Consider the following 22,844-nt stretch of genomic DNA (forward strand, 5'->3'; position numbering starts at 1 on the left):
CCGGGTCGGCCAGAACACCACCCGGCTGCTGCTGGCCGTCGGCGACCTGGTCACCGGGTGTGCCTTGACCTCCCGGCCGTGGACGATGATCGCGTAGATCACGATGACGTCGAGGGCGATCACGATGGTCGACCACAACGGGTAGGCCGAGATGAACACCAGGTTCGCCAGCGCGCTCAGCACGGCGATCCCGACGCCGACCACGCGGGCCACCGTGTTCCCCGCCAGGAGCCCCACGCCGGTCAGCACCGCGACGATGCCGATGACGAGGTGGATCCAGCCCCAGGTGTTGTAGTCCACGTCCACCACGAGCCCTTCGGACGTCACGGCGTAGAAGCCGTCGTCGAAGAGGGCGACCAGCGCCTGGATGACCTGGAAGGCACCCAGCGTGATCAGCATGACGCCGGCGAAGACGACCCATCCCGCCCAGGCCGTGGGCGGTTCGCCGTACGTGCGGCCGGTCTCGGTGGAGCCGCGGTGCGAGGTGTCGGTCATGTCCCTGTCCTCCGGGTCTGCCCACCCCGGCCGCCCCTGGTGGGAGGCCGCGAGGCGGGAGTCTGATGGCCTGCGCCCGACAGCCTCGGGCGACGCCGGGGAGCCGGCATCGTCCGCCGTGAGTGAGAGGCAGCGGCCGGGACGTGCGCCGGCGGTCGGGTGGACGGGCTCAACCGGCCGAGGGCTCCTGCGCCGCGCCCGGTCCCGGCCGCGTGGGCGGGCGCGGGCCGGGCAGGGGGTCGCCCTCCGACCGGTCGGGTCCCATCGCCGCTGGAAAGGGGAGGACGACGCCGTCCCCTGCCGTGGTGGGGTCCGCCGCCGCCGGTGGTGCCTCCTCCGGCCCGGTCGGCGCCCGGCCCCCACCGCGGCGCGGCGGTTCCGGGCACCGGCGGATCTCCAGGACCTGCACGTCGCTCTCCATCAGCCGGTCCAGCACCTCGGGGAGGTCCCGGTCGGCCGGGATCCGGAGCCGGTACAGCGTGTGGCGGGGCACGACGGTCGGCCACACCCGGACGCGGAAGGCGGAGAGCATGGCCCTGCTCAGGTGGCTCGCCACGCGGAGTTCGTACCGGGCTCGAGCTCCTGCCATGGCCATCGACCTCCACCACTGCCGCGCCGACGCAGGGACCACGGCTCCGAGGTGGGCCGTCGACCGCGGTCCCGTTCTGCGGGTCGTTCCGATCGCGACCGTGCAGGACGGGACGGACGGGCGCCTCACCCGCTGCGCACGATGCTGCGCGGCAACCTCAGAGGAGTCCGCGCTCCCGGGCCTTCCGGACCGCCTGGCTGCGCCGGCTCACGGCCAGCTTGCGCAAGATGCTCCGGATGTGCGTCCGGACCGTGTTGACCGAGATGAACATCGTCGCCGCGATCTCGGCGGTGGAGAGCATCTCGGCCAGGTGACGGAGGACCTCCGTCTCGCGGTCGCTGAGCTCCTGCACCACCTCGGCTTCCGGCGGACCCGCGGCCCGCTCACCGCCACCGGCGGGCCGCGCCCCGCTCGACGGGTTGAGCCACCGGCCGGGGGCCTGCAGCCGGGGGTGGGTGCGCAGCAGGCGGCGCGCCTGCGGTGGCGTGTCGACGAACGGCCAGCGGAGGAGCTCGGGGCGGGCGATCTCGAGCGCCGCTGCCAGCTCGTCGGCCGCGGCGGCCACGTCGCCGCTCTCCACCAGCTGGCAGGCCCGGACGACCGTCGACTCGACGACCTGCGCGGGCGATCCCCGAAACCGCTCGTCCGGTGGCACGTCGACCGTTCCGTCGCCGCCGATGAGGCCGACCGACGCCTGCAGGCGCCGGCTCCACGGTTCGTCCCGACCCCTGTCGCGGAGGATGGCGAGCCCGTCCGCCACGTGCCCCCGGGCCACCGCCAGCCGGACCACCTCGGTGACGACCTGCTCGGCGACCCAGCGCGGCAGGGGCGGCCCCTCCAGGTGGGGACGCAGTGCCTGCTCCGCGAGTTCGTACTCGTGCCGCATGCGGAAGTGCTGGCCCTGCAGCACCGCCTGCAGCGGGCCGGACCCGACCGTCCCCGGCCGGGCCGACCGCTCCCGGGCGCGGGCCCTCCCGAGCCACTCCCGCGCCTCGACCAGCGAGTAGCGGCGGAGGTGGACCCACGCCAGGGCCGTCGCGGCGGCGGGGTCGCGCACCGCCTCCTCGGCGCCGTCCTCGGTGGCCAGCGTCTCGGCCTCCAGCGCGAGCTGGACGGCCCGGGTCAGGTGCCCCTCGAGCGCCTCCAGGAGAGCGAGTCGGCCGGTCGCCCAGCAACGGAGCCCGCGGGAGCCCGCGTGCTGCGCCGCGCTCGCCGTCGCGCGCACCGCGGCGAGCAGCGGCCGCGAGGGAGCATCGCTCCCGAGGACCGCCTGCGCGCGGAGGTGGCTCAGCACGGCCGTGCCCGCGCTCCGCGCCCCGTGCTCCTGGTCGGAGAGCTCGGCGATCAGGGCGGCCGCGGCGTCGAGGCGGGGCAGCAGCGTCGCGATCGCGACGTCCGTCGCCGCGCTCGCGCCCAGGGAGGCCGCGCTCGCGCTCAGGGAGGCCAGGGTCGCCGAGATGCGCAACGGCAGCCGGTTCCCCTCCTCCTGGGCCCGCACCGTCGCGGCGAGGTCGGCCGGCGCCGGGGAGCTGCCCGCGACGAGGGCGACGACGGTCCGGACCACCGCGGCCTCGGCACCGCGTAGCCCCGCAGGGAGCAACTGCAACCCGCGCACGGCCGCGTCCGTCCCGTGCAGCAGCAGGCGCGGGACGAGCAGGTCGTCGATGAGCAGGCGGCTGACGAAGACCCAGTCCTCGGCGGCCACGGCGTGCCCGACCGCCTCCTGGGCCCGGCCGGCCGCGGCGTACCACTCCGCGCAGGTCCGGTGCAGGCCGGCGACCTCGTCGGGGTGCTCGTAGGCCAGCTGGACCTGCAGCATCTCCCGGAACAGGGGGTGGACGCGCAGGCCGCCCGGCGCGCCCGGGGACTCCTCGACGAACGCGTTGGCGTGCGCGAGCCCGGCGAGGACGCGCCGGCTGTTGCGGCGGCCGCAGAGCCGGTCGGCCAGGTCGGGCCACAGCTCGGAGGTCACGCTCGTGCGGAGCAGGACGCGCCGGACGGTGGCCGGCTGCCCCTCCAGGACCTCCGCGAACAGGTACTGGGCCACGCTGCCGTCGTCGTGCGCCAGCGACGTGACCAGCCGCTCGGGCGGCACCCCCCGCTTGAGCGGCGCGGCGGCGAGCCGGAGGCCCACGGCCCAGCCCTCCGCCTCCGCGCACAGGTCCCGCGCGACCTCCGCCGTCACCGGGACACCCATCGCGGCGAGCAGGTCGCGGGTCTCCGCCGCGGTGAAGGCGAGCTGGTCGCTGCGGATCTCCGCCAGCGTGCCGTCGAGCCGGTACCGGTGCAGCGGCAGCAGCGGGTCGGACCGGGCGCACAGCACCAGCCGGAACCGGTTGCCGGCCTGCCGGACGAGCAGGTCGAGGCCGGCGAGGACGGACCGGTCGGTCAGGTGGTCGGCCTCGTCGAGCACCAGCACGACGGGGCGGGCGGACGAGGCGACGTCGGCCACCACGCGCGGGACGAAGGAGGCACCCGGCGGCTCACCGGGGACCAGCGCGGGCACCTCGGACCACTGCACGCCGGCGCGGGTCAGGGCCTCGACCACGTAGCCCCAGAAACGGGCGGGGTCGTCGTCGTACGCGTCGAGGGTCAGCCAGGCGACCGGCCTGCCCGCACCCCGGCCCTGCCGCCAGGACGACGCCAGGACGGTCTTGCCCGACCCCGCGGGACCGCTGACGAGTGTGACCGGGGACCGATGCACGTGCGTGGTCAGGAGGTCCACCAGGCGCCGGCGGAGAACGGTGGCGTGGGCCGGCTCGGGCGGGGCGAGCTTCGACCCCAGCAGTGCCACGCCGTGGCGGCCGGGCGCACCGGCCGGCCTCGTCAGCGCCACCGGGCCTCTCACCGTCGACGGTCTCGTCATGCGTGACTCCCGCGTCTTCCCAGTTCTGCACGCCCGTGGCGTCCCGGCCGCGGCCGGCGGTTCCCCCGAGAGTCCGCACGACCACCCTCGGCGTCGGCCCGTCCACCGGTCAGGGTCCGAGGTCGCGTCCCCGGGGGCCTTTCCTCCGCGCGGAGGTCGTGCCCCCGAGGACGCCGCTCCGGACGCCGGACGGGCTGCCGGATGAGCGTGCTGCCGCACCCCTGTGTTGCGGTCTCACCCGTACCGGGTGAGATTTCGTCCGCACAGGGTGAGGGCGCCGCGCCCCCGGCGGCCGATCCTGCCGGTCGTCCGCGCGGGGGACCGAACGGCGCCGGTCGTCCGCGCGGGGGACCGAACGGCGCCGGTCGTCCGCCGAGGACGATGCCGCGGGGCCGGACCGGCGGCACGCTCGGGTCGAGCGACGTCCGGAGGACCCGCTCGACCCGGGAGAGACCCCGACACGACCAGCCGCGGGGGGATCACCATGACAGCGCCCGCACCGCCCCTGGACGAGTTCGCCGTCCTCGACCGGCTCATCATCGAGGCCTTCACCGATCTCCGGTCAGCGCGGGCCTCCGCGGCGAGGACCGGCAACCGCGCGAACCTCGACCTCCTGACACGCGCCGAGGAGCACCTGAACGCACTGCTGGAGTACCGCCACGCCGTCGTGCACCGGGCCTCGCCGACCGCGGTCGACGGGGCGGCCGGGCCCCCCGGCCGTCGCGACCGGCCGCGGTGACCACCTCCGGGCCCTGGGGGACCTCCGTGCCGGCGGACCCGCGGGCGGGCCCCGCCAGGCGACCGCACCACGGACCTGCGGGGCCCTCCGTCGTCCGCCTGGCGGGGGTCAGACGAGTGTGCCACCGGGGCGCTGGTCCGGCCTCAGCCGACGGCGCTGCACCGGGGCAGGACGGCGAGGACCCCGAGGTCCCGGGCCGCCTGCACCGCGGCCGCCCTGCCGTCGACCGCCAGCTTGGCCTGCACCCGCCGGATCCTCGTGCGGGCGGTGTTCCTCGACACGGAGAGGGTCGACGCGATCTGGGTCGTCGACCGCCCCTGTCCCAGGCAGCGGAGCACCTCGAGGTCGCGGCTGTTCAGCGCCGCCGCAGCGACCGCACCGCCGGGGCCGTCCCCCTGCTGCCGCTGCTCGGGGACCGGTCCGTCCCGCTCGCGCAGCGGGGAGTCGGCCCGGTCGCCGGGCCGGACCGCCGGTGGCACCGGGCGGCGGGGCACCGGCAGCGCGAGCGCGGGAGGGACGGCGGGGAGGGGCAGGTGCTCACCGGTCATCGGGACCTCCGCGTCCTCGTGCGCGTTCGGGTGCGGCCCGGGCCGCCGTGCCGGATCGCCCCGGACTGGTCCGGGCCGACCGCCCCCACGCTAGGAGGCAGCGCACCCACCGGGCTGTACCGACGAGATCTGGGCCCTTACCCTTTCGCCCGGCGCGGAGGAGTTCCCCGATGCTTCCTCGCATCCGCACGGCCACCCTCACCGGTTACGCCGAACTGGCCCGATCGCTCGGGCTCGACCCGGCGGTCCTGATGGCGCAGGTGGGGCTGGACCTCGCCGACCTCGACGTGCGCGACCGCTGGGTCCCGGCCGCGCCCGCGGCCCGGCTCCTCGACGTGTCCGCGCAGCAGTCCGGCTGCCCGGACTTCGGGCTGCGCCTGGCCCGGGCCCGCACGCTCGGCACCCTCGGGCCCGTGAGCGTCGTGGTCCGCGACGAACCCGACCTGCGCGGCGCGCTGCACCTCCTGGCCACGCACGCGCACGTCTACAACGAGGCGCTGCACCTGCGGCTGCGGGAGGACGGCGACCTCGCGGTGGTCGAGGTCTGGCTCGAGTTCGGTGGACCGGCACCGCACGACCAGGCGCTGGACCTGGCCATGGCGGCGATCGTGGGCGTCGTCCGGACCCTGGTGGGCAGCGACTGGGGGCCCATGTCCGCCGTCTTCGCCCGCCCCCCGCCCGCGGACCCGGCACCGTGGCACCGGCTCTTCGGCCCCGGCGTGGTCTTCGCCCGCCAGTACACCGCTCTGACCTTCCCGGCCCAGGACCTCGGCACCCGGGTGGTCACGGCCGATGCCTCGGTGCGGCCGTACACCCAGCTCTTCCTCCGCACGGTGGTGGCCCCCGAGGTGCCCGCCCCGACCGCGCTCCCCGTGACCGTGCACCCCGCGGCCGTGCACCCCGCGGCCGTGCACCCCACGACCGTTCCCCCCGCGACCGTGCACCCGACGGACGTGGCGGACGTGGTCGAGTTCCTGCTGCCGCTCGGGCGCCAGTCGATGGCGCGGGTGAGCCGGCTGCTCGGCGTCCGCCCGGGGGAGCTCCAGCGGCACCTGGCCGAGCGGCACGAGACCTTCTCCTCGGTCCTGGACGCGACCCGGGCACGCCTCGCCGAGCGCTACCTGCCCAGCGACCGCTACTCGCTGACCGAGGTGTCGCAGCTGCTGGGGTTCAGCGCGCCCAGTGCCTTCTCTCGGTGGTTCCGCCGGCAGTTCGGCATGAGCCCCACGGCATGGCGGAGGACGGCCCGCGACGGGTCACGGGGCGGCACCGCACCCGGGGACACCTCACCCGAGGAGAGCTCGCCGGGGTGAGCCGGGCCCGGTCAGCCCTGCTGGTCCAGGCGCCAGGCCACCAGCCCGAACAGCACCCCGAGGGCGTTGGTGGCCCAGTGCGCGGCCACGCTGGCGAGCACGCTCCCGCTGCGCCGGCGCAGCTCGCCGAAGACCAGCCCGCCGACCGCGGTGAACGCGACGGCGGCCGCGACGACGGCCGCGCTCCCCGCTCCACCGACGGCGCCCGACACCCCGCGGTTGGTCTCGCCCAGGTCCAGCGAGGGGAGGACGTGCCACAGCCCGAAGAGGACCGAGGTCGTGACCAGGACCTGCCACTGCCGCAGGTGCCGCGCGAGGACCGCCCAGAGGACCGACCGGAACGCGAGCTCCTCGAACGCCACCGTGCCCAGCGGGATGACGACGAGGGCCTTCTCCAGCGCCGCCACGACGGGCAGGTCGTAGCGCACGTCCTGGAACGCCGGTCGGGTGGCCGGCAGGAGCAGACCGACCACGTAGACGCCGGCGACGACGGCGACCGCGCCCAGACCCCACCGGAGCCCCGCTCCCAGGCGGTCCCGGCCCAGCCCGAGCTGCGACCAGGTCAGCCCGTCCCAGCGGGCCCAGGCGAGGAGGCCGGCCGCTCCCAGCGCGCGGACCCACCAGGGCGGGTGGAGCACCTGGTCGGCCACGTGGAGCGCCGCGAGCGCGACCACCACGCCGCCGGAGACCAGTCGGTGGCGCGCGCGGCGGGCGGCGGACCTGGTCACCCGTGCCCACCTCCGCCTCCTGCGGCCGGGTGCCCGCCCCGGCCGAGCAGCCGCCGCGCCGGCGGGCGTCGGTGCGGCGTCCGTCCCGGCGACTGCGCTCCGCCGCCGGTTCCGCCGGCCCGCCTGCCCCTCGTCGGGGCACGACGCTAGGAGCCCTCCGGGGTCCCCCACTCCCACCGGGAGGATGAACCGCGGCCCACCGGCCGCCGTCCACGCGCCCGACCGGCTGCGGGCCGAGGAGCACGCCGAGCGCATCCACGACGGTCCGGCCCGGACCCGCTCCGGTCCCCCGGAGCCGGCTGGTCCCCAGCCGGCGGCTCCGCCCCGGGCCGGTTCCCGGTGCGGCAGGTCGGACTACTTGAAGACGTCCTTGACCTTCTCGCCGGCCTGCTTGAGGTTCCCGCTGGCCTGGTCGGCCTTCCCCTCGGCACGCAGGTCCTCGTCGCCGGTCGCCCGGCCCGTGGCCTCCTTGGCCTGCCCGCTGAGCTCCTCGGCCTTGTTCTTCATCTTGTCCATCCCGCTCATCTCCGGGCAGTACCCACCGGCGGACTCCTCACCCGCGACCCGGCCGCGACCGGCGCCCCCGGCAGCCGTCGGGCACCGGCCGGGCCACCGTGCTCACCCGTGCGGGTGACCCGCTCCCGCGGGCGCGCGACGTCCCCTCCAGGGCCGGGCGGCCGCGGTCGATGGCAGGGCGTCGGGAGCGCCGGCCGTGACGGGGGAGGGTGGGCATGCGGGTCTCGTTCGTCGTGTACGGCCTGCTCTACGTCCTCGTCGAGCTGGTCGGGTACCAGCTGGAGCAGGTCGGCTGGCCGCGGCTGACCGCCCTGGACGTGGCCGCCGCGATCACCGACGCCTGCCTCGCCGTGGCCGTCGTCAGCGCGGTCCTGGTCGGCGGCGACGTGGGTCTGCGGCGCCGGCGCGCGCAGCGCCGGGAGCGCCTGGCCGTCGTGGACGACGCGGCCCGGCCGGCCGTCGAGCCGGAGACCGGCCCGATCACCGTCCGCTCCTGGCGACCGCGGGCGGCGCTGCCGGCCGGGCACTCGGCGTACCCGGTCCCGGACGTCGCCGAGGCGGCCTACCCCACGGGCAGCCGCCCGTTCCCGGAGCGCCCCGGCCGCCTGCTCTGACCGGGCCGGCCGGGACCGGCGCGGTCGGGTCAGCCCAGCGCGAGGAAGGCCGCGCGGTGGTCGAGGTCGTGCGCGAGCAGCGCGGCGGCGGCTCCGGCACGGACGGCGCCGGCCACGGTGACCGCGTCGGCAGCGGCCAGGGCCGCGGCGAGGTCGGCCAGCCGTTCGGTGAGCTCGTCCTCCAGGTCGGCCTCGGCCAGGTCCTCGACGTCGCGCAGGGCGATCGGGTGGGTGCTCACGGCGGGCTCCTCGGGGGCTGCGGCAGCCGGGCTCCCCGGCCGCCGTCCACGCTCGCGCCCCTCCCGCAGGCCCTGCGCGCGGCCGCCGCAGCATCACCGCAAGAACCGCCGTGCACCCGCCTTGCCACGAGCAGGCCGAGGACCACTAGGGTCGTCGGCGTCGGGAAGGCCCTGTGCAGTGGCAGGACCCCGATGCACCACCTCAGCTAGGAGCGCGGAATGCCCGAAGGAACAGTCAAGTGGTTCAACGCGGAGAAGGGGTTCGGCTTCGCCACCCCTGACGGTGGTGGGCCGGACGTCTTCGTCCACTACTCGTCCATCCAGACCAGCGGGTACCGCTCGCTCGACGAGGGACAGCGGATCTCGTTCGACATCGAGCAGGGCCAGAAGGGTCCGCAGGCGGCGAACGTCAACCCGCTCTGACCACCTGAGCCACGACAGCGCCCCCGTCCGGGTCTACCGGGCGGGGGCGCTGCGCGTCCGCGGCCGGGTCGGCCCGGTCCTCAGCGCGCCCGGGGTACGTACCCGCCGATGAGCGCGGACATCAGCAGGGCGCCGTCCTGCGGCCCGACGGCCTGCGCGGCCTCGGCCATCGCCCGCCAGCGCGCCCGCTCGACCTCGCTGGGCGCGTTCGCGGCCCGCGCGGCCAGCTGCTCGAGCAGCCGCTCCCACTCCCCCTGCGGCGTGGGCCAGAGCCCGGCCAGCCGGCGCGCCTCGGCGGTGATCCCGGTGAACCGGACGATCTCGCCGGCGTAGTTCGTGAGGGCCTCCACGTAGCCCGCGGCCACCAGCGCCCGGGCGGCGGAGACCACCTGCGGCTTGGGCAGGCCGCTGGCCGGCACCACCTGGCCGAGGTAGGGGGCGCCCCCGTAGCGCGGCTCGTCGACCAGCCGGGCGATCGCCCGCAGCACCGGCAGGTCGCGGGTGAACCAGACGTCGGGCAGGGGTCGGTCGGGTGCGCTCACGCTCCCAGTCTCCGGCACGACCGGCGCCCCGCCCCCCGGGAGGGAGGCGGGGCACCGGGGTCGTCAGCGGTCGCGGGCGCCGGTCAGCTCGGGCCGGAGGGCCAGCAGGACGCCCAGCCCGGCGTACCCGAGCAGGAGGTGGGTGGGGGCCAGGTACACGGCCAGGCCCGGCAGCGCCTGCGCGATCGGGATGTTGACCGGCGCCCAGCTCTCGGCGCCCAGCGGCCACCACCGGGCGGCACCGGTCCAGCGACCGGCGACGGCGATGCGGATGCCGATGAAGAACATGCCCATCATCGACAGCGGCCAGAACGCGTCCAGCGCCAGGGACCACGCCTCGTCCTTGTACTGGGGCAGGAGCGCGTAGGACAGCGTGGAGACCATGGCGAGGCCCAGCAGGACGTGCTCCAGGTGGAGGAAGGAGCGGGCCAGGCGCCCGGTCCCGGTGGCGCCGGTGCGCAGCTGCACCCACACCAGCGCGACGAGGCCCGCCTGGAACGCCAGGCCGCAGAGCTCGTAGAGGACGTTCTGCCAGCCGGCCGGCCCGTCGAAGCCGTAGACGAGCATGACCCCGGCGTAGGCGGTCGTGCCCACGGCGAGCGCGACGCCGGCGCGGCGGACCCCGCGGGTCGTGATCGGAGGCCGGGCGACCGCGGTGGCGGGGACCGACCCGGCCGCGTCGGTGCGAGCGGGGGTGGGGGTGGTGCGGAGGGACATCTCGTCTCCCGGGTCTCGTGGGTCGCGGTGCCGTGCGCACCGCCTGGGAGAACCGTCTCGGTGCGGCGTCCCGGGCGCCCAGGGCGGACCGCCCCGGATCCGGTCCCCGTCGCCGTCCCGGGCGACACGGGACGCCTGCCTCGTGACGGGCGGGACGGCGGCGGGCGAGGATCCCCGCGTGCACACCCCTGCTCCGGTGACCGGGCACGGACCCGCGGCCCCGGAGCCGGCCCTCCCGTCGTGCCCGGCGGAGCCGGGTCCGGAGGTCCCCGCGCCTGTGCGACTCCTCGGCGGGACCCTGGTGGCGGTCACCGTCCTCTGCGCGTTCGGGGCGGCCGTCCTCGACGCCCTCACCCCCGACGCCGCCCGCGCCGCCGCCGCGGCCGGCCCGGGATGGGTCGCCGGCCTGCCGGGCATGGGGCTCGCCGTCCCCGCCGCCCTCCTGCTGCGCCGGGCACCGCGCAACCCCGTCTCCTGGGTCGTGGGTGGCACCGGGCTGCTGTGGGCGGCCGACGGCCTCGCCCAGTCCTGGCTGACGTTCGCGCTGCAGCACCACCCACCACTGGCGGGGGCCTCGGCGTCGTTCTGGTTCGTCAACCGGTTCGGCGCCTGGCTGCTGCTGGGCCTGCCGCTGCTCCTGCTGCTCTACCCCGACGGTCGGCTGCCCGCCGGGCGCTGGCGGCCGGCGGCCGTGCTCAGCCTGGCGTCGACCGCGCTGCTCCCGACGCTGCTGCTGGTGGTCCCCTCGGAGATCGCCGACGCCCGGGCCGGCACGGAGACGCCGGAGCTCTACCGGTCCCTCGACCTCGATCCCACCAGCCTGCCGCTCCCGGAGGGCATCGCCCTGCCGCTGCTGCGGCTGGCCTTCCCCGCCGCCGTCCTGGGCGTCGTGGTCCCCGTCGTCGCGGTCGTGACCCGCTACCGGCGCGCCGCCGGCGAGGCCCGGCGGCGGATGCGCTGGCTGCTGTGGGCAGCGGTCGTGGACCTGCTGGTCATGGTCGGCACGCTGTTCGTGCCGGGCGACGAGGCGTCTCTCGCGCTCAGCCTGGCGGTGACCCTCACCGGGGTGGCGGTGGCCGTCGGCATCCTCCGCCCGCACGCGGTCGACATCGACCGGCTGCTCGGCGGCACCCTCGTCTACGGCGGGCTGGCCGTCGCGGTCGTGCTGCTGGACCTCGCCGTCCTCGCGGCGGCCGGCGCGCTGCTCGGGGACGCCTTCGGCGAGCAGGACGCCACGTTGGTCACCCTGCTGCTGGTCGCGTTCGTCTACGTGCCGCTGCGCGACCCCCTGTGGCGGCTGGTCCGCCGGTGGGTGCTCGGCGAGCGGGAGGACCCGTACCGGGTCGTCTCGGGGCTGGCCGAGCGGCTGGAGCGGTCCGACACCCCGGAGGGGCAGCTGCTGGCGGTCGCCGCCGGGGTGGCCGAGGCCTTCCGCGTCCCCTACGTCGGTGTCGAGGTCGACGCGGCCGACGGCGCGCAGCTGGTCGCGGAGAGCGGGCGCCGGCCGGCCGAGGTCCGGTCGCTGCCGATCGCCTACCGGGACGAGGAGGTCGGCCGCCTCCTGCTGCCGGGGCGGGGGGTGCGCGCGCAGCTGGTGACCCGGGACGAGCGGCTGCTGGCCGACGTCGTCCGCCAGGCCGCCGCGGCCGCCCGGGCCGGCTCGCTGGCCGCCCAGCTGCAGGCCAGCCGGGAGCTGCTGGTCGGCGCCCGCGAGGAGGAGCGCCGCCGGCTGCGCCGCGACCTGCACGACGGGCTCGGCCCGTCGCTCGGCGCGGTCGTGCTGCGCATCGACACCGCCCGGAACCTCGCCGCGCACCGGCCGGAGGACGCCGACCGGCTGCTCCGGCAGGCCCGCGACGACGTCGCCGCCGCCCTGGCCGACGTCCGCCGGCTGGTGCACGACCTGCGCCCGCCGGCGCTCGACGACCTCGGCCTGGCCGGTGCGGTCCGCCAGCAGGCCGAGCGGCTGCTGGCCCCGCGGGTGGCCGTCACGGTCGAGGCGGACGGGCTGCCCGACCTGCCGGCCGCCGTGGAGGTCGCGGCCTACCGGATCGCCTCGGAGGCGCTGGCCAACGTGGCCCGGCACGCCGCCGCCACCCGGGTGCGGGTCGCGCTCGGGCGGGCGGACGGGGCGCTCGCGGTGGAGGTCGCCGACGACGGCGTGGGGATCGCCCCGGGCCGGGCGGCCGGCGTGGGGCTGGTGTCCCTGCGGGAGCGGGCCGCCGAGCTCGGCGGGCGGTGCACGGTGACCTGCCCGGCCGAGGGCGGGACGGTGGTGCGGGCGGTCCTGCCCGCCGACGGAGGAGGAGCACGGTGACCGAGCCGGAGGAGCCGCTGCGGATCGTCGTGGTCGACGACCACCCCGTCTACCGGGACGGGCTGGCGGTGCTGCTCGGCTCGGTCCCGGGGCTGGAGGTCGTGGGCACCGCGGCCGACGGCGCCGCGGCGGTCGCGCTGGCCGTCGAGGAGCAGCCGGACGTCGTGGTCATGGACGTGCAGATGCCGGTGCTCGACGGGATCGAGGCCACCCGGCGGATCACCGCGGAGTCGCCGTCCGTCGGGGTCGTCGTCCTGACCATGAGCGAGGACGACGGACGGTGTTCGCGGCGGTCCGCGCCGGGGCCCGCGGCTACCTGCTCAAGGGCGCCGACCAGGAGGAGGTGGTCCGCGCGATCACCACGGTCGCCTCCGGCGGGGCCGTCTTCGGCGCGGCGCTGGCCCGGCGGATCGCGGAGTTCTTCGCCGCCGGGCCGGCCGGGCCGACGACCGCCTTCCCGCAGCTGACCGCCCGCGAGCGCGAGGTGCTCGACCTGGTCGCCGCCGGGCGGTCCAACGCGCAGATCGCCGCCGCCCTCTACCTGTCGCCGAAGACCGTCCGCAACAACGTCTCCAACGTGCTGACCAAGCTGCAGGTCACCGACCGGGCGCAGGCGATCGTCCGGGCCCGGGAGGCCGGCCTGGGCCGCTGACGCCGGGGAATGGCGCCCGCCGCGCCGCCGTTGCCGGGAGCATGACGACCTCCTCGCAGCCCAAGGTGCAGAAGACCGACGCCGAGTGGCGCGCGCAGCTGTCGCCGGAGGAGTACGCCGTGCTCCGCCAGGCCGGCACCGAGCGGCCGTGGACCGGCGAGTACGTCGACACGAAGGCCCAGGGCGTCTACTCGTGCCGCGCCTGCGGTGCCGAGCTGTTCCGCTCCGAGGCCAAGTTCGACTCGCACTGCGGCTGGCCCTCGTTCTACGAGCCGACCTCGGGGGACAACGTCGTGCTCCGCGAGGACCGCAGCCACGGCATGGTCCGCACCGAGGTCCTCTGCGGCACCTGCCACAGCCACCTCGGCCACGTCTTCGACGACGCCCCGCAGACGCCCACCGGCGACCGCTACTGCATCAACAGCGTCTCCATCCGCCTGGAGCCCGCCGAGGCCTGACCGGCCGGCCCGCGATCATGGGGTCCGGGAGGCGGCACGCCGGGCCCCACCGGTGCGTCGCTCCCGGACTCCGTGATCACCGGGAGGGGGAGGTCAGGCCAGGTCGGCGACCAGCTCGGCGACCGGCTTGCGCGCCCCGGTGTAGAAGGGGATCTCCTCGCGCACGTGCCGCCGGGCCCGGCTGGCCCGCAGGTCGCGCATCAGGTCGACGATGCGGTGCAGCTCGTCGGCCTCGAAGGCCAGCAGCCACTCGTAGTCGCCGAGGCCGAACGAGGCGACCGTGTTCGCCCGGACGTCGGGGTAGGGCCGGGCCTGCATGCCGTGCTCCTTGAGCATGTCCCGGCGCTCCTCGTCGGGCAGCAGGTACCACTCGTAGGAGCGCACGAACGGGTAGACGCACACCCAGCGGCGCGGCTCCTCCTCGGCCAGGAAGGCCGGGATGTGGCTGCGGTTGAACTCCGCCGGCCGGTGCAGCGCCATCTGCGACCAGACCGGCTCCAGGTGCCGGCCCAGCGCGGTGCGGCGCAGCCGGGTGTAGGCCTCCTGCAGCGCCTCGGCGGCCGGGGCGTGCCACCAGACCATGAGGTCGGCGTCGGCCCGCAGCCCGGCCACGTCGTACACCCCGCGGACGACGACGTCCTTGCAGGCGAGCTCGTCGACCAGGTCCTGCACCTCCTCGGCGAGCGCCGTGCGGGACGCCTCACCGAGCGGGCGGGCCAGCCGGAACACCGACCACATCGTGTAGCGGATCGTGGCGTTGAGCTCGTTGGCCCGCTTGCCGGTGCTGCGCTGCTCCGGTGCCTGCTGGTCGGTCTGCTCGCTCATGGCCTCATTGTCGCGCGCCGGCGACCGGGCGGGGCCGCGGCGCCGGTCACACCCGGCGCCGCGGTCAGCCGGCGTGCGGTCAGCCGGCGTCGGCCGGGGCGCTGCCGGCCGGGGTGCTGCCGGTACTGCCGCCGCGCCGCCGGGGCAGCCGGGCGGTGCGGCAGTCGTCGCAGGCCGCCATCCACACGTGGTGGCGCAGGCAGCGGGCGGGTCGGGCGGACGGGACGTGGATCTGGTGGACGGGGTGGTGCTGGACGGTCACCTCGATGTCAACGACGGACCGGCGTCGCGGATGCCCCGCAGCGGGGTGGCGCCGGGCACGTCGGCGCCCGGGACGCGCGCCCGGCCCGGGTCAGGGTCGGGGCAGCGGGACGAGCGGCGCCACGAGGGGCCGGCGCCCGGCGCGGCAGGCGGCCGCGGCCAGCAGCAGGGCGACGCCGTCCTCGACCAGCGCGGCGGCCCGCGGGTCGAGCCACCGGCCGGCCGCCCGCCGCCACGCCACCCCGCCCCAGGTACCGGCGGCGGCGCCGGCCACCCCGGCCACGAGCGGCAGCGCACCGTTGGCCCGCTCCCGCGCGGCCAGCCGGGTGGCCCCCACGCCCCCGGCGAGCAGCCGGGCGGCGGCCGACGGCGGGACGGTGCGGTCCGGCGTCTCCGGCTGCTTGTCGGCGACCACCTCCCCCGCCACCGCGGCCAGCGCCCCGGCGCGGGTCAGCAGCCCCCGGCCGGGCGTGGTGAGCACGGGGCCCGCGACCCCCAGGGAGCTGCGCATCCCGGCGGCCACGCCCAGCAACCCGGCGCGGGCGGTCAGCCCCGCCCCGGCGCGGGTGAGCGGGCGCCGCCGCTCCCGCCGCGTGGGCGCCGCGGCCAGCACCGTCTGCACGGTGGCGCCGTAGGCCAGGTGCGGGACGACGTCGGCCAGCCAGTCCTCCCGGCTCCAGGTGCGCGGGTCGCTGACCCCCAGCAGGGCGGCGGGCACGTCGCTGGCGGCCATCGCGGCCGCCCCGGCCGCCGCCGCGCCCAGCGGTGCCGGCAGCCGCACGCCGGCCGAGCGCGCCGCGCTGGCCAGCACGCCGACGCCCAGCCCGGTGGCGGTGCCGGCGAGCGCGCCGAGGGCGTCGCGGCGCTCCTCCCGCTCCCCCTGCCCCGGCAGGTCCTGACCGGCGGCCGCCGCCGCGGCCTCGACCACCCGGCCCGGCAGGTCCGAGGACGGGCGTCCGCGCAGCAGCACGTCGAGGTGGGTGACCGCGGTGAGCACGGTGGTGCCGGCCGCGCCCGCGGCCAGCCCCCGCGCCAGGGAGCCGAGCATGCCGCCAGCCTGCGCAGCGCCGTGCCACCCGGCAACCGGAGCGCGACCCGGCCGCCCTGCCGGCGAGGGCGCCCCTCAGGCCAGGGCGTCGACCGCCCGGTACGCGTCCCGGATGCAGGCGGGGACCCCGACCCCGTCGAAGGCGGCGCCGGCCACCGCGAGGCCGGGGACCTCGGCCACCGCCGCCCGGACCGCCGCCACCCGCGCCGGGTGCCCCACCAGGTACTGCGGCAGCCCGCCGCCCCAGCGGACCACCCGGGTGGCCACCGGCTCGGGCCGGTCCAGGCCGAGCAGGTCGGCCACGTCGGCGACCACGGCCGCGGCGAGGTCGGCGTCGTCGCGCTGCAGCTCCACCTCGTCCCGGAACCGGCCCACCGACGAGCGCACCAGCAGGTGCTCGCCCGCGGCCAGGTGCGGCCACTTCGCCGAGGATACGGTGACCCCCTTGACCAGCCGGCCGGTCACCGGCGGGACCAGCAGGCCCGAGCCGGCGTCGACGTCCTGGGCGGGGAAGGCCATGGCGACCACGGCCATCGACGCGTAGGGGATGCCCCGCAGCGGGTCGACCGCGCCGGGCGCCACGTCGGCCAGCAGCCGGGCGGCCTTCGGCGCCGGCGCGGTGACCAGCACGGCGTCGGCCCGCAGGGTGGCCGGTGCCGCCGCGGGCCCCACCGACAGCTCGAACCCGCCGTCGACCCGCCGCAGCCCGTGCGCCGGCGTGCGCAGCCGGACCTCCGCCCCGGAGGCCGCGACGAGGGCCTCCGGCAGCGCGCCGATGCCGTCGCGGACGGTGGCGAACACCGGGGTGCCCGGGTCGAACCGGCTGCCCGCGCCGGCGTCCCGGGCGGCCGCGGCCGCGGCCAGCACCGACCGCGCCCCGGGGAGGGCGGCGGCGAGCTGCGGCATGGTCGCCGCCAGGGACAGCTCGTCGGCCCGCCCGGCGTAGACGCCGCCGAGCAGCGGCTCGACCAGCCGGTCGACCACCTCGTCGCCGAGCCGGGCCCGGAGCAGGCCGCCGACCGCGACGTCGCCGTCCCACCGCAGCGGCGGCAGGCCGGCCTCGGCGGCGACCCGCGCCACGCCGGCCGGGGTCAGCACGCCGTCGAGCCCGTCGGCGGAGGTCGGCACGCCGAGCACCGTCCCCGGCGGCAGCCGGTACCGCCCGTCCGGGAGGACGACGCAGGCCTGGGTGGTCGCCGGGGCCACCAGCCGGTCGGCCAGGCCGAGCCGCTCGACCAGCCCGACCGCCTCCGGCACGCGGGCCAGCACCGCCTCGGGGCCGGTGTCGTACCAGTGCCCGGCCAGCTCGACCCGGTCCAGCTTGCCGCCCACCCGGTCCGCGGCCTCCAGGACGACGACCTCGTCGTCCGGCCGCCGGCGGTGCCACTCGAACGCCGCGGCCAGGCCGGTGATCCCGGCGCCGACGACGGCCAGCCTCATCGGGCCGACAGCTCGTGCACGAGCTCGACGACGTGGGTGAGCACGCCCGGGTCGGTCTCCGGCAGGACGCCGTGCCCGAGGTTGAACACGTGCCCGCGGGCGGCCCGGCCCTGCTCCACCACCCGGCGCACCTCGCGGTCGACGGTGGCGCGGTCGGCGAGCAGGACGGCGGGGTCCAGGTTGCCCTGCAGCGAGCGCTGCGGGCCGACGCGGCGGGCCGCCTCGTCCAGCGGTACCCGCCAGTCGACGCCGACCACGTCGGCCCCGGCGTCGCCGATGAGGGCGAGCAGCTCGCCGGTGCCGACGCCGAAGTGGATCCGCGGCACGTCGCGCTCCCCCAGCCCGTCGAACACCGCGCGCGAGTGCGGCAGCACCCGCTCGGCGTAGTCCGCGGCCGAGAGCACGCCGGCCCACGAGTCGAAGAGCTGGACGGCGGAGGCGCCGGCGCCGACCTGGGCGCGCAGGAAGGTGGTCGCCGACACCGCCAGCCGCTCCAGGAGCCGCTGCCAGGCCGCCGGCTCGGCGTACATGAACGCCTTGGTGCGGGCGTGCTCCTTCGACGGGCCGCCCTCGATGAGGTAGGTGGCGAGGGTGAACGGGGCCCCGGCGAAGCCGATGAGCGGGGTGGGGCCCAGCTCGGCGACCAGCCGGCGCACGGCGACCTCGAGGAAGGCCAGCCGCTCGGGCTCCAGCGGCGGGAGCGCGTCGACGTCGGCGACGGTGCGCACCGGCTGGGCCACCACCGGCCCGACGCCGGGCTTGATCTCGATGTCCACCCCCGCCACGACCAGGGGCAGCACGATGTCGGAGAACAGGATCGCGGCGTCCACCCCGTGCCGGCGGACCGGCTGCAGGGTGATCTCGGTGACCAGGTCGGGGTCCTGGCAGGCCTCGAGCATCTTGGTGCCGGCCCGCAGCGCCCGGTACTCGGGCAGCGACCGGCCGGCCTGCCGCATGAACCACACGGGCGTGCGGGCCACCGGCAGCCCCCGGGCGGCGCGCACCAGGTCGGAGTCGGCGGGCGGGGACGTCGGGTTGCCAGCGGGGGTCACGACGTCCGATCCTCCCAGAACCGGTGCGGCGCGTCGGCGCCACGGGGCCGCCCGGCCACCTACCCTGCGAACGTGGAGCCCACCAGCCTGGCCGGTGCCGGGCACGGTCCCGGTGCGCGCGCCGGCGACCCGCCACCCGCGGAGTTCCGGGCTGCCCTCGAGTCGCTGGCCGGCGTGGCCCCCCGCCCGGAGATCAGGATCGAGCCCATCCCCGCCCCGCAGCGGCTGGCGCCCTTCGCCGCCGCGGTCGCCCTCCACGTCGTCGACCCCGACGGCGGGGACGACGCCGGGGACGACGCCGAGGTGGCCACCGGGCGGTTCGTCGTGCTGCACGACCCGGCCGGGCACGAGTCCTGGGCCGGCACCACCCGCTGCGTCGGCTACCTGTCGGCCGGCACCGACGAGCACATGGTCGACGACGCGATGTTCTCCGAGGTCGCCTGGAGCTGGCTGACCGACGCGCTCACCGAGTCCGGCGCCGCCCACCACGCGGTCGGGGGCACGGTGACCCGGACGGCGTCCACGCGCTTCGGCGAGCTGGCCGGCCCCGAGCACACCGTGGACGTCGAGATCCGGGCGTCCTGGACCGCCGCCGACGCCGCCCTCGACCGGCACCTCGAGGCCTGGCTGCAGGTTCTCGGCAACGCCGCCGGGCTGCCCCCGCCGGGGGTGCGGCTGCTGGGTCCCGGTCAGGGCGGGGACGACGGCACTCTCTAACATCGGGGGGACCGGGGGAGCCGACGCACGTTCCCCCGCCGGCAGCCCCCCGCGCGGCCCGACGCGGAGAGTGCGGCGCCGGAGCGCCAGACCTGCGGGAAGGGAACCACCCTGAGCACCGAGCCCAGCACTGCGCCGGAGGAGGAGACCGCCCCGGCGGTGCCGCTCCTGGCCCCCCGCGACGGGCTGCCCCCCGTCGTCGAGACCTCCACCGCGCTGGTCGACTACGCCGATGCGCTACGCGCGGGCACCGGGCCGGTGGCCGTCGACGCCGAGCGGGCCTCCGGCTACCGCTACGGCCAGCGCGCCTACCTGGTGCAGCTGCGCCGCGCCGGCGCCGGCACGGGGCTGGTGGACCCCGTCCCGCTGCCCGACCTCTCCGTGCTCCAGGCGGCCATCGCCGACGCCGAGTGGGTCCTGCACGCGGCCAACCAGGACCTCCCCTGCCTGGCCGAGGTCGGGCTGGTGCCCACCCGCATCTTCGACACCGAGCTGGCCGCCCGGCTGGCCGGGCTGCCGCGGGTGGGCCTCGGCGCGGTCGTCGAGTCGCTGCTGGGCTACTCGCTGCAGAAGGGGCACTCCGCGGCCGACTGGAGCACCCGCCCGCTGCCCGAGGAGTGGCTGGTCTACGCCGCCCTGGACGTGGAGGTCCTGGTCGAGCTGCGCGACGCGCTGGCCGCGCTGCTGGAGGAGCAGGGCAAGACCGAGTGGGCCCGCCAGGAGTTCGAGGCCGTCCTCGCCGCCGGCCCGCCCGCCCCCCGGGTGGACCCCTGGCGCCGCACGTCGGGGGTGCACGGGCTGCGCAACCGCCGCCAGCTCGGCATGCTGCGCGCCCTGTGGCAGGCCCGTGACGAGCTGGCCCGCCGGCGGGACGTGGCCCCCGGCCGGGTGCTGCCCGACGCCGCCATGGTCTCGGCCGTGCAGGCCGACCCGCGCGACGAGGCGGCCCTGCTGGAGCTGCCGGTGTTCCGGGGCCGGGCCAACCGCAAGCTCGTGGGCACCTGGTTCGGCGCGCTCGCCCGCGGCCGGTCGCTGCCGGAGGCCGAGCTGCCCCCGCACAGCCGCCCCGGGGACGGTCCCCCGCCGGCGAACCGCTGGGCCGACCGGGACCCGGCCGCGGCCACCCGCCTGCAGAAGGCCCGGGCCGCCCTGGCGGCGCTGTCGGAGCAGCACGCCGTCCCGGTCGAGAACATCCTCTCCCCCGACCTGGTCCGCCGGCTGATGTGGACCCCGCCCGAGCCCCGGGACCCCGACGCCGTGGCCGCCGTGCTGCGCGCCGGCGGCGCGCGGGAGTGGCAGGTGGCGCTCACCCTCGACGCGCTGACCGACGCCGTCACCGCGGCCTGAGCGACCCGGCACTGACAGATCCGGCGCGGGAAGCTCTCCCCGCGTCCGCGGCCCGCCGACGGGGGGAGAGATTCCCTGTGCCCGGGAGGGAGGGGCGTCAGCGTCGAGCGGTGGCCGCCCGGCGGCGGGCCAGGGCGTCGACGCTGGCGGCCAGCAGCAGGACCCCGCCGGTGATGATGAAGTTCAGGTAGGCACGCACGCCGAGCAGCCCCAGCCCGTTGGCGATGATGGCGATGACCAGGCCGCCGAGCACGGCGTCCCGAGCCCGGCCCCGCCCGCCGAAGAGGCTGGTGCCACCGATGACGGCGGCGCCGACGGCGTAGAGCAGCGTGTTGCCGGCACCGGCGTCCGGCGTCACCGAGCTCAGGCGGGACACCGCGAAGATGCCGCTGAGCGCCGCCAGGGTCGAGGAGATGACGAACGCGCTGACCCGGATCCGGGTGACGTCGATGCCCGCGCGCCGCGCCGCCTCGGCGTTGCCGCCGACCGCGTAGATGTGCCGGCCGAAGCTCGTGCGCCCGAGGACGAAGGTGAGCAGGAGCAGGAGCAGGACGACCAGGGGGATCGCGTACGGGATGCCCAGGAGGTCGATCGCCGGGGACAGCGCCCGGTCGACGCTGAGGATCGCGGTGACGGCGATGACGACCGCGGCGATCACCGCCACCCGCGCCAGCACCAGGGACAGCGACTGGTGGGACAGGCCGCGGGCCCGCTGCGACCGCCACCGCCAGAGCTCGACACCGGCGTAGGCCAGCACGATGGCGACCGCGAGCACCCACCCCCAGACGACGGGCAGGTTGCTGTTGATCAGGCCGACGATCACGTCGTCGCGCACCGGCACCGTGCCGCCCTGGCCGATCAACCACAACGTCACGCCCTGCCAGCCCAGGAACAGCGCCAGGGTCACGACGAACGACGGGATCCCGATGACACCGACGAGGCTGCCGGTGAACAGGCCGATCACGGCGCCGACGACCAGCGCCGCGAGGACGGCGACGTACCAGGGCACGTCCAGCTGGACCAGCATCTGGGCCAGCACGGCGGAGCAGACCCCGCTGACCACGCCGGCCGAGAGGTCGATCTCGCCGAGCAGCAGGACGAAGACCAGTCCCATCGCCAGCACGGTGATCGGCACGGCCTGGGTGAGCAGGTTGGTGAGGTTCAGCGGGGTCAGGAAGGTGTCCGGCCGCAGCACCGTGAAGAGGATGCCCAGCACGACGATGCCGAGGATGGCCGGCAGCGCGCCGAGATCGCCGGCCCGCAGCTTGTCCACGTACCCCCGGGCGGCACCGGCGAGACTGGCGTCGTGCTGGTCGCCCTCGAACCCGGCCGCGGGCCTGCCGGGGCCGCTGGCCTCCGCGGCGGTGACCGTCTCGCTCGACATCGCGGTCCTCTCAGTCCTCGGAGCCGTTGCCGGTGATGCCCAGGTCGCCGGACCGGCCGGCGGTGATCAGCTCGATGACCTGGGTGCGGTCGACCTGGTCGATGGGCACGTCGGCGGCCACCCGGCCGAGGTACAGGGCGGCGACGCGATCGGCGACCTCGAAGACGTCGACCATGTTGTGGGAGATGAAGATGACGGCGTGGCCGGTGTCGGCCAGCCGGCGCACCAGGTCGAGCACCTGGCGGGTCTGCGCGACGCCCAGGGCCGCGGTCGGCTCGTCGAGGATGACGAGCTTGGACTCCCAGAGGACGGCCTTGGCGATGGCCACCGTCTGCCGCTGGCCACCGGAGAGGCTCGACACCAGCTGCCGCACCGACTTCAGGGTGCGCACCGACAGCTTGGTGAGCGTGTCTCGGGCGGCCTCCTCCATGGAGGACTCGTCGAGGACGACGCCGCGCTTGCGCTCGCGACCCAGGAACATGTTCTGGACCACGTCGAGGTTGTCGGCCAGCGCGAGGTCCTGGTAGACGACCTCGATGCCCAGGCGGGCGGCGTCCCGCGGCCCGTGCAGCTGCACCTGGCGGCCCTCGAACTCGATCGTGCCCGAGTCGACGGGGTGGATCCCGGCGATGCACTTGATGAGGGTGCTCTTTCCGGCGCCGTTGTCACCGACGAGCGCGGTGACCTGGCCGGGGTAGACGTCGAGGTGGACGTCGTGCAGGACCTGGACGGCCCCGAAGCTCTTGTTGACCCCGCGCAGGCCGAGCGTCGGGCGCTCGAGGGCCGTGGTGGTCGAGGTCCGTTCCGGTGCGGACACCTGCTGGGTCCTTCCTGCGGGGGTGACCCCGGACCGGGGTCGTCGAGGACGGGTCGAGGGGACCAGTCTGAGGCCCCGCGACCCCGGGTGGGTGGGGTCTCCGGGCGGACGGCGCGGGGGGGGGGGGGGGGCGGGGGGGGGTGCGGGGCGCCGGGGGGTGGCGGGGGTTAGAGATCGGCACTGAGTTGCTCTCGGAT

General features: G+C 76.9%; 25 protein-coding genes and 1 pseudogene. 10 read left to right on the forward strand and 16 right to left on the reverse strand.

The features are described 5' to 3' along the window. From ACI8AC_RS23820 to ACI8AC_RS23830, 3 genes are all read right to left on the reverse strand, one after another. Positions 1–495: DUF7144 family membrane protein (locus ACI8AC_RS23820; RefSeq protein ID WP_456900332.1), on the reverse strand; the 495-nt coding region annotated here is incomplete at its 3' end. Between the two features lie 169 nt (positions 496–664). After that, positions 665–1,051 (reverse strand): hypothetical protein, encoded by a 387-nt coding sequence (locus tag ACI8AC_RS23825; RefSeq protein WP_456900333.1) that lies wholly within the window; start codon positions 1,049–1,051, stop codon positions 665–667. Positions 1,052–1,241: 190 nt separating this feature from the next. Further along, complete coding sequence (locus ACI8AC_RS23830) at positions 1,242–3,920, reverse strand: LuxR C-terminal-related transcriptional regulator (RefSeq protein WP_456900334.1); 2,679 nt, start codon at positions 3,918–3,920, stop codon at positions 1,242–1,244. A 514-nt stretch (positions 3,921–4,434) separates the two neighbouring features. Between ACI8AC_RS23830 and ACI8AC_RS23835 the strand changes: the two genes are divergently transcribed. Further along, the gene (locus ACI8AC_RS23835; RefSeq protein WP_456900335.1) at positions 4,435–4,689 is read left to right on the forward strand and encodes a hypothetical protein; all 255 of its coding nucleotides are present in this window, start codon (positions 4,435–4,437) and stop codon (positions 4,687–4,689) included. Positions 4,690–4,832: 143 nt separating this feature from the next. Here the strand turns inward: ACI8AC_RS23835 and ACI8AC_RS23840 are convergent, their stop codons facing one another. Continuing rightward, entirely contained in the window at positions 4,833–5,237 is a 405-nt protein-coding gene (locus ACI8AC_RS23840) for a LuxR C-terminal-related transcriptional regulator (RefSeq protein WP_456900336.1), read from the reverse strand. A gap of 170 nt (positions 5,238–5,407) precedes the next feature. On the opposite strand from ACI8AC_RS23840, the gene ACI8AC_RS23845 reads away from it, so the two are divergent. After that, entirely contained in the window at positions 5,408–6,550 is a 1,143-nt protein-coding gene (locus ACI8AC_RS23845) for an AraC family transcriptional regulator (protein ID WP_456900337.1), read from the forward strand. An 11-nt stretch (positions 6,551–6,561) separates the two neighbouring features. On the opposite strand, the gene ACI8AC_RS23850 is transcribed toward ACI8AC_RS23845, so the two are convergent. Further along, a complete protein-coding gene (locus tag ACI8AC_RS23850) occupies positions 6,562–7,278 on the reverse strand; it encodes a CPBP family intramembrane glutamic endopeptidase (RefSeq protein ID WP_456900338.1) in 717 nt (238 codons plus the stop codon). Between the two features lie 354 nt (positions 7,279–7,632). Then, entirely contained in the window at positions 7,633–7,803 is a 171-nt protein-coding gene (locus ACI8AC_RS23855) for a CsbD family protein (RefSeq protein WP_456900339.1), read from the reverse strand. A gap of 206 nt (positions 7,804–8,009) precedes the next feature. Here ACI8AC_RS23855 and ACI8AC_RS23860 point away from each other — a divergent pair, with 206 nt between their 5' ends. Next, positions 8,010–8,408 carry a hypothetical protein gene (locus tag ACI8AC_RS23860; protein WP_456900340.1) on the forward strand — a complete coding sequence of 133 codons (399 nt, stop codon included), beginning with the start codon at positions 8,010–8,012 and terminating at the stop codon, positions 8,406–8,408. Positions 8,409–8,437: 29 nt separating this feature from the next. On the opposite strand, the gene ACI8AC_RS23865 is transcribed toward ACI8AC_RS23860, so the two are convergent. Next, positions 8,438–8,647 carry a hypothetical protein gene (locus ACI8AC_RS23865; protein ID WP_456900341.1) on the reverse strand — a complete coding sequence of 70 codons (210 nt, stop codon included), beginning with the start codon at positions 8,645–8,647 and terminating at the stop codon, positions 8,438–8,440. 219 nt (positions 8,648–8,866) lie between these two features. On the opposite strand from ACI8AC_RS23865, the gene ACI8AC_RS23870 reads away from it, so the two are divergent. Continuing rightward, positions 8,867–9,070: a cold-shock protein gene (locus tag ACI8AC_RS23870; protein WP_117379342.1), complete on the forward strand. Its 204-nt coding sequence runs from the start codon at positions 8,867–8,869 to the stop codon at positions 9,068–9,070. An 80-nt stretch (positions 9,071–9,150) separates the two neighbouring features. On the opposite strand, the gene ACI8AC_RS23875 is transcribed toward ACI8AC_RS23870, so the two are convergent. Further along, positions 9,151–9,612, reverse strand: a complete 462-nt coding sequence (locus ACI8AC_RS23875) for a hypothetical protein (protein WP_456900342.1) — start codon at positions 9,610–9,612, stop codon at positions 9,151–9,153. A gap of 63 nt (positions 9,613–9,675) precedes the next feature. Next, the gene (locus ACI8AC_RS23880) at positions 9,676–10,329 is read right to left on the reverse strand and encodes a hypothetical protein (protein WP_456900343.1); all 654 of its coding nucleotides are present in this window, start codon (positions 10,327–10,329) and stop codon (positions 9,676–9,678) included. 277 nt (positions 10,330–10,606) lie between these two features. Here ACI8AC_RS23880 and ACI8AC_RS23885 point away from each other — a divergent pair, with 277 nt between their 5' ends. The 4 genes and pseudogenes from ACI8AC_RS23885 to msrB all read left to right on the forward strand — a co-directional run bounded on the left by ACI8AC_RS23885 (position 10,607) and on the right by msrB (position 13,756). Further along, entirely contained in the window at positions 10,607–12,646 is a 2,040-nt protein-coding gene (locus ACI8AC_RS23885) for a histidine kinase (RefSeq protein WP_456900344.1), read from the forward strand. A gap of 68 nt (positions 12,647–12,714) precedes the next feature. Continuing rightward, positions 12,715–12,861: pseudogene (locus ACI8AC_RS23890) on the forward strand (response regulator); the annotation flags it as partial. 65 nt (positions 12,862–12,926) lie between these two features. Continuing rightward, positions 12,927–13,298, forward strand: coding sequence for a LuxR C-terminal-related transcriptional regulator (locus ACI8AC_RS23895; protein WP_456900345.1), 372 nt, complete (start codon positions 12,927–12,929; stop codon positions 13,296–13,298). A 41-nt stretch (positions 13,299–13,339) separates the two neighbouring features. Beyond that, positions 13,340–13,756, forward strand: coding sequence for a peptide-methionine (R)-S-oxide reductase MsrB (gene msrB / locus ACI8AC_RS23900; protein ID WP_456900346.1), 417 nt, complete (start codon positions 13,340–13,342; stop codon positions 13,754–13,756). 93 nt (positions 13,757–13,849) lie between these two features. Here the strand turns inward: msrB and hemQ are convergent, their stop codons facing one another. From hemQ to hemE, 5 genes are all read right to left on the reverse strand, one after another. Then, a complete protein-coding gene (gene hemQ, locus ACI8AC_RS23905) occupies positions 13,850–14,581 on the reverse strand; it encodes a hydrogen peroxide-dependent heme synthase (RefSeq protein ID WP_456900347.1) in 732 nt (243 codons plus the stop codon). 79 nt (positions 14,582–14,660) lie between these two features. Then, positions 14,661–14,843: a hypothetical protein gene (locus tag ACI8AC_RS23910; protein ID WP_456900348.1), complete on the reverse strand. Its 183-nt coding sequence runs from the start codon at positions 14,841–14,843 to the stop codon at positions 14,661–14,663. Positions 14,844–14,933: 90 nt separating this feature from the next. Beyond that, positions 14,934–15,890, reverse strand: coding sequence for a hypothetical protein (locus ACI8AC_RS23915; RefSeq protein ID WP_456900349.1), 957 nt, complete (start codon positions 15,888–15,890; stop codon positions 14,934–14,936). A 75-nt stretch (positions 15,891–15,965) separates the two neighbouring features. Further along, positions 15,966–17,330, reverse strand: coding sequence for a protoporphyrinogen oxidase (gene hemG / locus ACI8AC_RS23920; RefSeq protein ID WP_456900350.1), 1,365 nt, complete (start codon positions 17,328–17,330; stop codon positions 15,966–15,968). Further along, entirely contained in the window at positions 17,327–18,382 is a 1,056-nt protein-coding gene (gene hemE / locus ACI8AC_RS23925; RefSeq protein WP_456900351.1) for a uroporphyrinogen decarboxylase, read from the reverse strand. Before hemE ends, hemG begins: the two co-directional genes overlap by 4 nt. Before the next feature lie 72 nt (positions 18,383–18,454). Here hemE and ACI8AC_RS23930 point away from each other — a divergent pair, with 72 nt between their 5' ends. Together ACI8AC_RS23930 and ACI8AC_RS23935 are read left to right on the forward strand one after the other, a co-directional pair. Beyond that, positions 18,455–19,099, forward strand: coding sequence for a DUF3000 domain-containing protein (locus ACI8AC_RS23930; protein ID WP_456900352.1), 645 nt, complete (start codon positions 18,455–18,457; stop codon positions 19,097–19,099). A 159-nt stretch (positions 19,100–19,258) separates the two neighbouring features. Then, complete coding sequence (locus tag ACI8AC_RS23935; protein WP_456900353.1) at positions 19,259–20,446, forward strand: HRDC domain-containing protein; 1,188 nt, start codon at positions 19,259–19,261, stop codon at positions 20,444–20,446. Positions 20,447–20,543: 97 nt separating this feature from the next. On the opposite strand, the gene ACI8AC_RS23940 is transcribed toward ACI8AC_RS23935, so the two are convergent. Further along, positions 20,544–21,830 carry a sugar ABC transporter permease gene (locus tag ACI8AC_RS23940; RefSeq protein WP_456900354.1) on the reverse strand — a complete coding sequence of 429 codons (1,287 nt, stop codon included), beginning with the start codon at positions 21,828–21,830 and terminating at the stop codon, positions 20,544–20,546. A gap of 10 nt (positions 21,831–21,840) precedes the next feature. Further along, positions 21,841–22,647 carry an ATP-binding cassette domain-containing protein gene (locus ACI8AC_RS23945; RefSeq protein ID WP_456900355.1) on the reverse strand — a complete coding sequence of 269 codons (807 nt, stop codon included), beginning with the start codon at positions 22,645–22,647 and terminating at the stop codon, positions 21,841–21,843. Positions 22,648–22,844: the final 197 nt, after the last annotated feature.

The organism is Geodermatophilus sp. SYSU D00758, from assembly GCF_054049955.1.

Coding starts and splice junctions, on each gene's coding strand:
- ACI8AC_RS23940 (WP_456900354.1), bottom strand. CDS start 21,830: ATGTCGAGCGAGACGGTCACCGCCGCGGAGGCCAGCGGCCCCGGCAGG.
- ACI8AC_RS23845 (WP_456900337.1), top strand. CDS start 5,408: ATGCTTCCTCGCATCCGCACGGCCACCCTCACCGGTTACGCCGAACTG.
- ACI8AC_RS23860 (WP_456900340.1), top strand. CDS start 8,010: ATGCGGGTCTCGTTCGTCGTGTACGGCCTGCTCTACGTCCTCGTCGAG.
- ACI8AC_RS23880 (WP_456900343.1), bottom strand. CDS start 10,329: ATGTCCCTCCGCACCACCCCCACCCCCGCTCGCACCGACGCGGCCGGG.
- ACI8AC_RS23870 (WP_117379342.1), top strand. CDS start 8,867: ATGCCCGAAGGAACAGTCAAGTGGTTCAACGCGGAGAAGGGGTTCGGC.
- ACI8AC_RS23855 (WP_456900339.1), bottom strand. CDS start 7,803: ATGAGCGGGATGGACAAGATGAAGAACAAGGCCGAGGAGCTCAGCGGG.
- ACI8AC_RS23840 (WP_456900336.1), bottom strand. CDS start 5,237: ATGACCGGTGAGCACCTGCCCCTCCCCGCCGTCCCTCCCGCGCTCGCG.
- msrB (WP_456900346.1), top strand. CDS start 13,340: ATGACGACCTCCTCGCAGCCCAAGGTGCAGAAGACCGACGCCGAGTGG.
- hemQ (WP_456900347.1), bottom strand. CDS start 14,581: ATGAGCGAGCAGACCGACCAGCAGGCACCGGAGCAGCGCAGCACCGGC.
- ACI8AC_RS23835 (WP_456900335.1), top strand. CDS start 4,435: ATGACAGCGCCCGCACCGCCCCTGGACGAGTTCGCCGTCCTCGACCGG.
- ACI8AC_RS23915 (WP_456900349.1), bottom strand. CDS start 15,890: ATGCTCGGCTCCCTGGCGCGGGGGCTGGCCGCGGGCGCGGCCGGCACC.
- hemG (WP_456900350.1), bottom strand. CDS start 17,330: ATGAGGCTGGCCGTCGTCGGCGCCGGGATCACCGGCCTGGCCGCGGCG.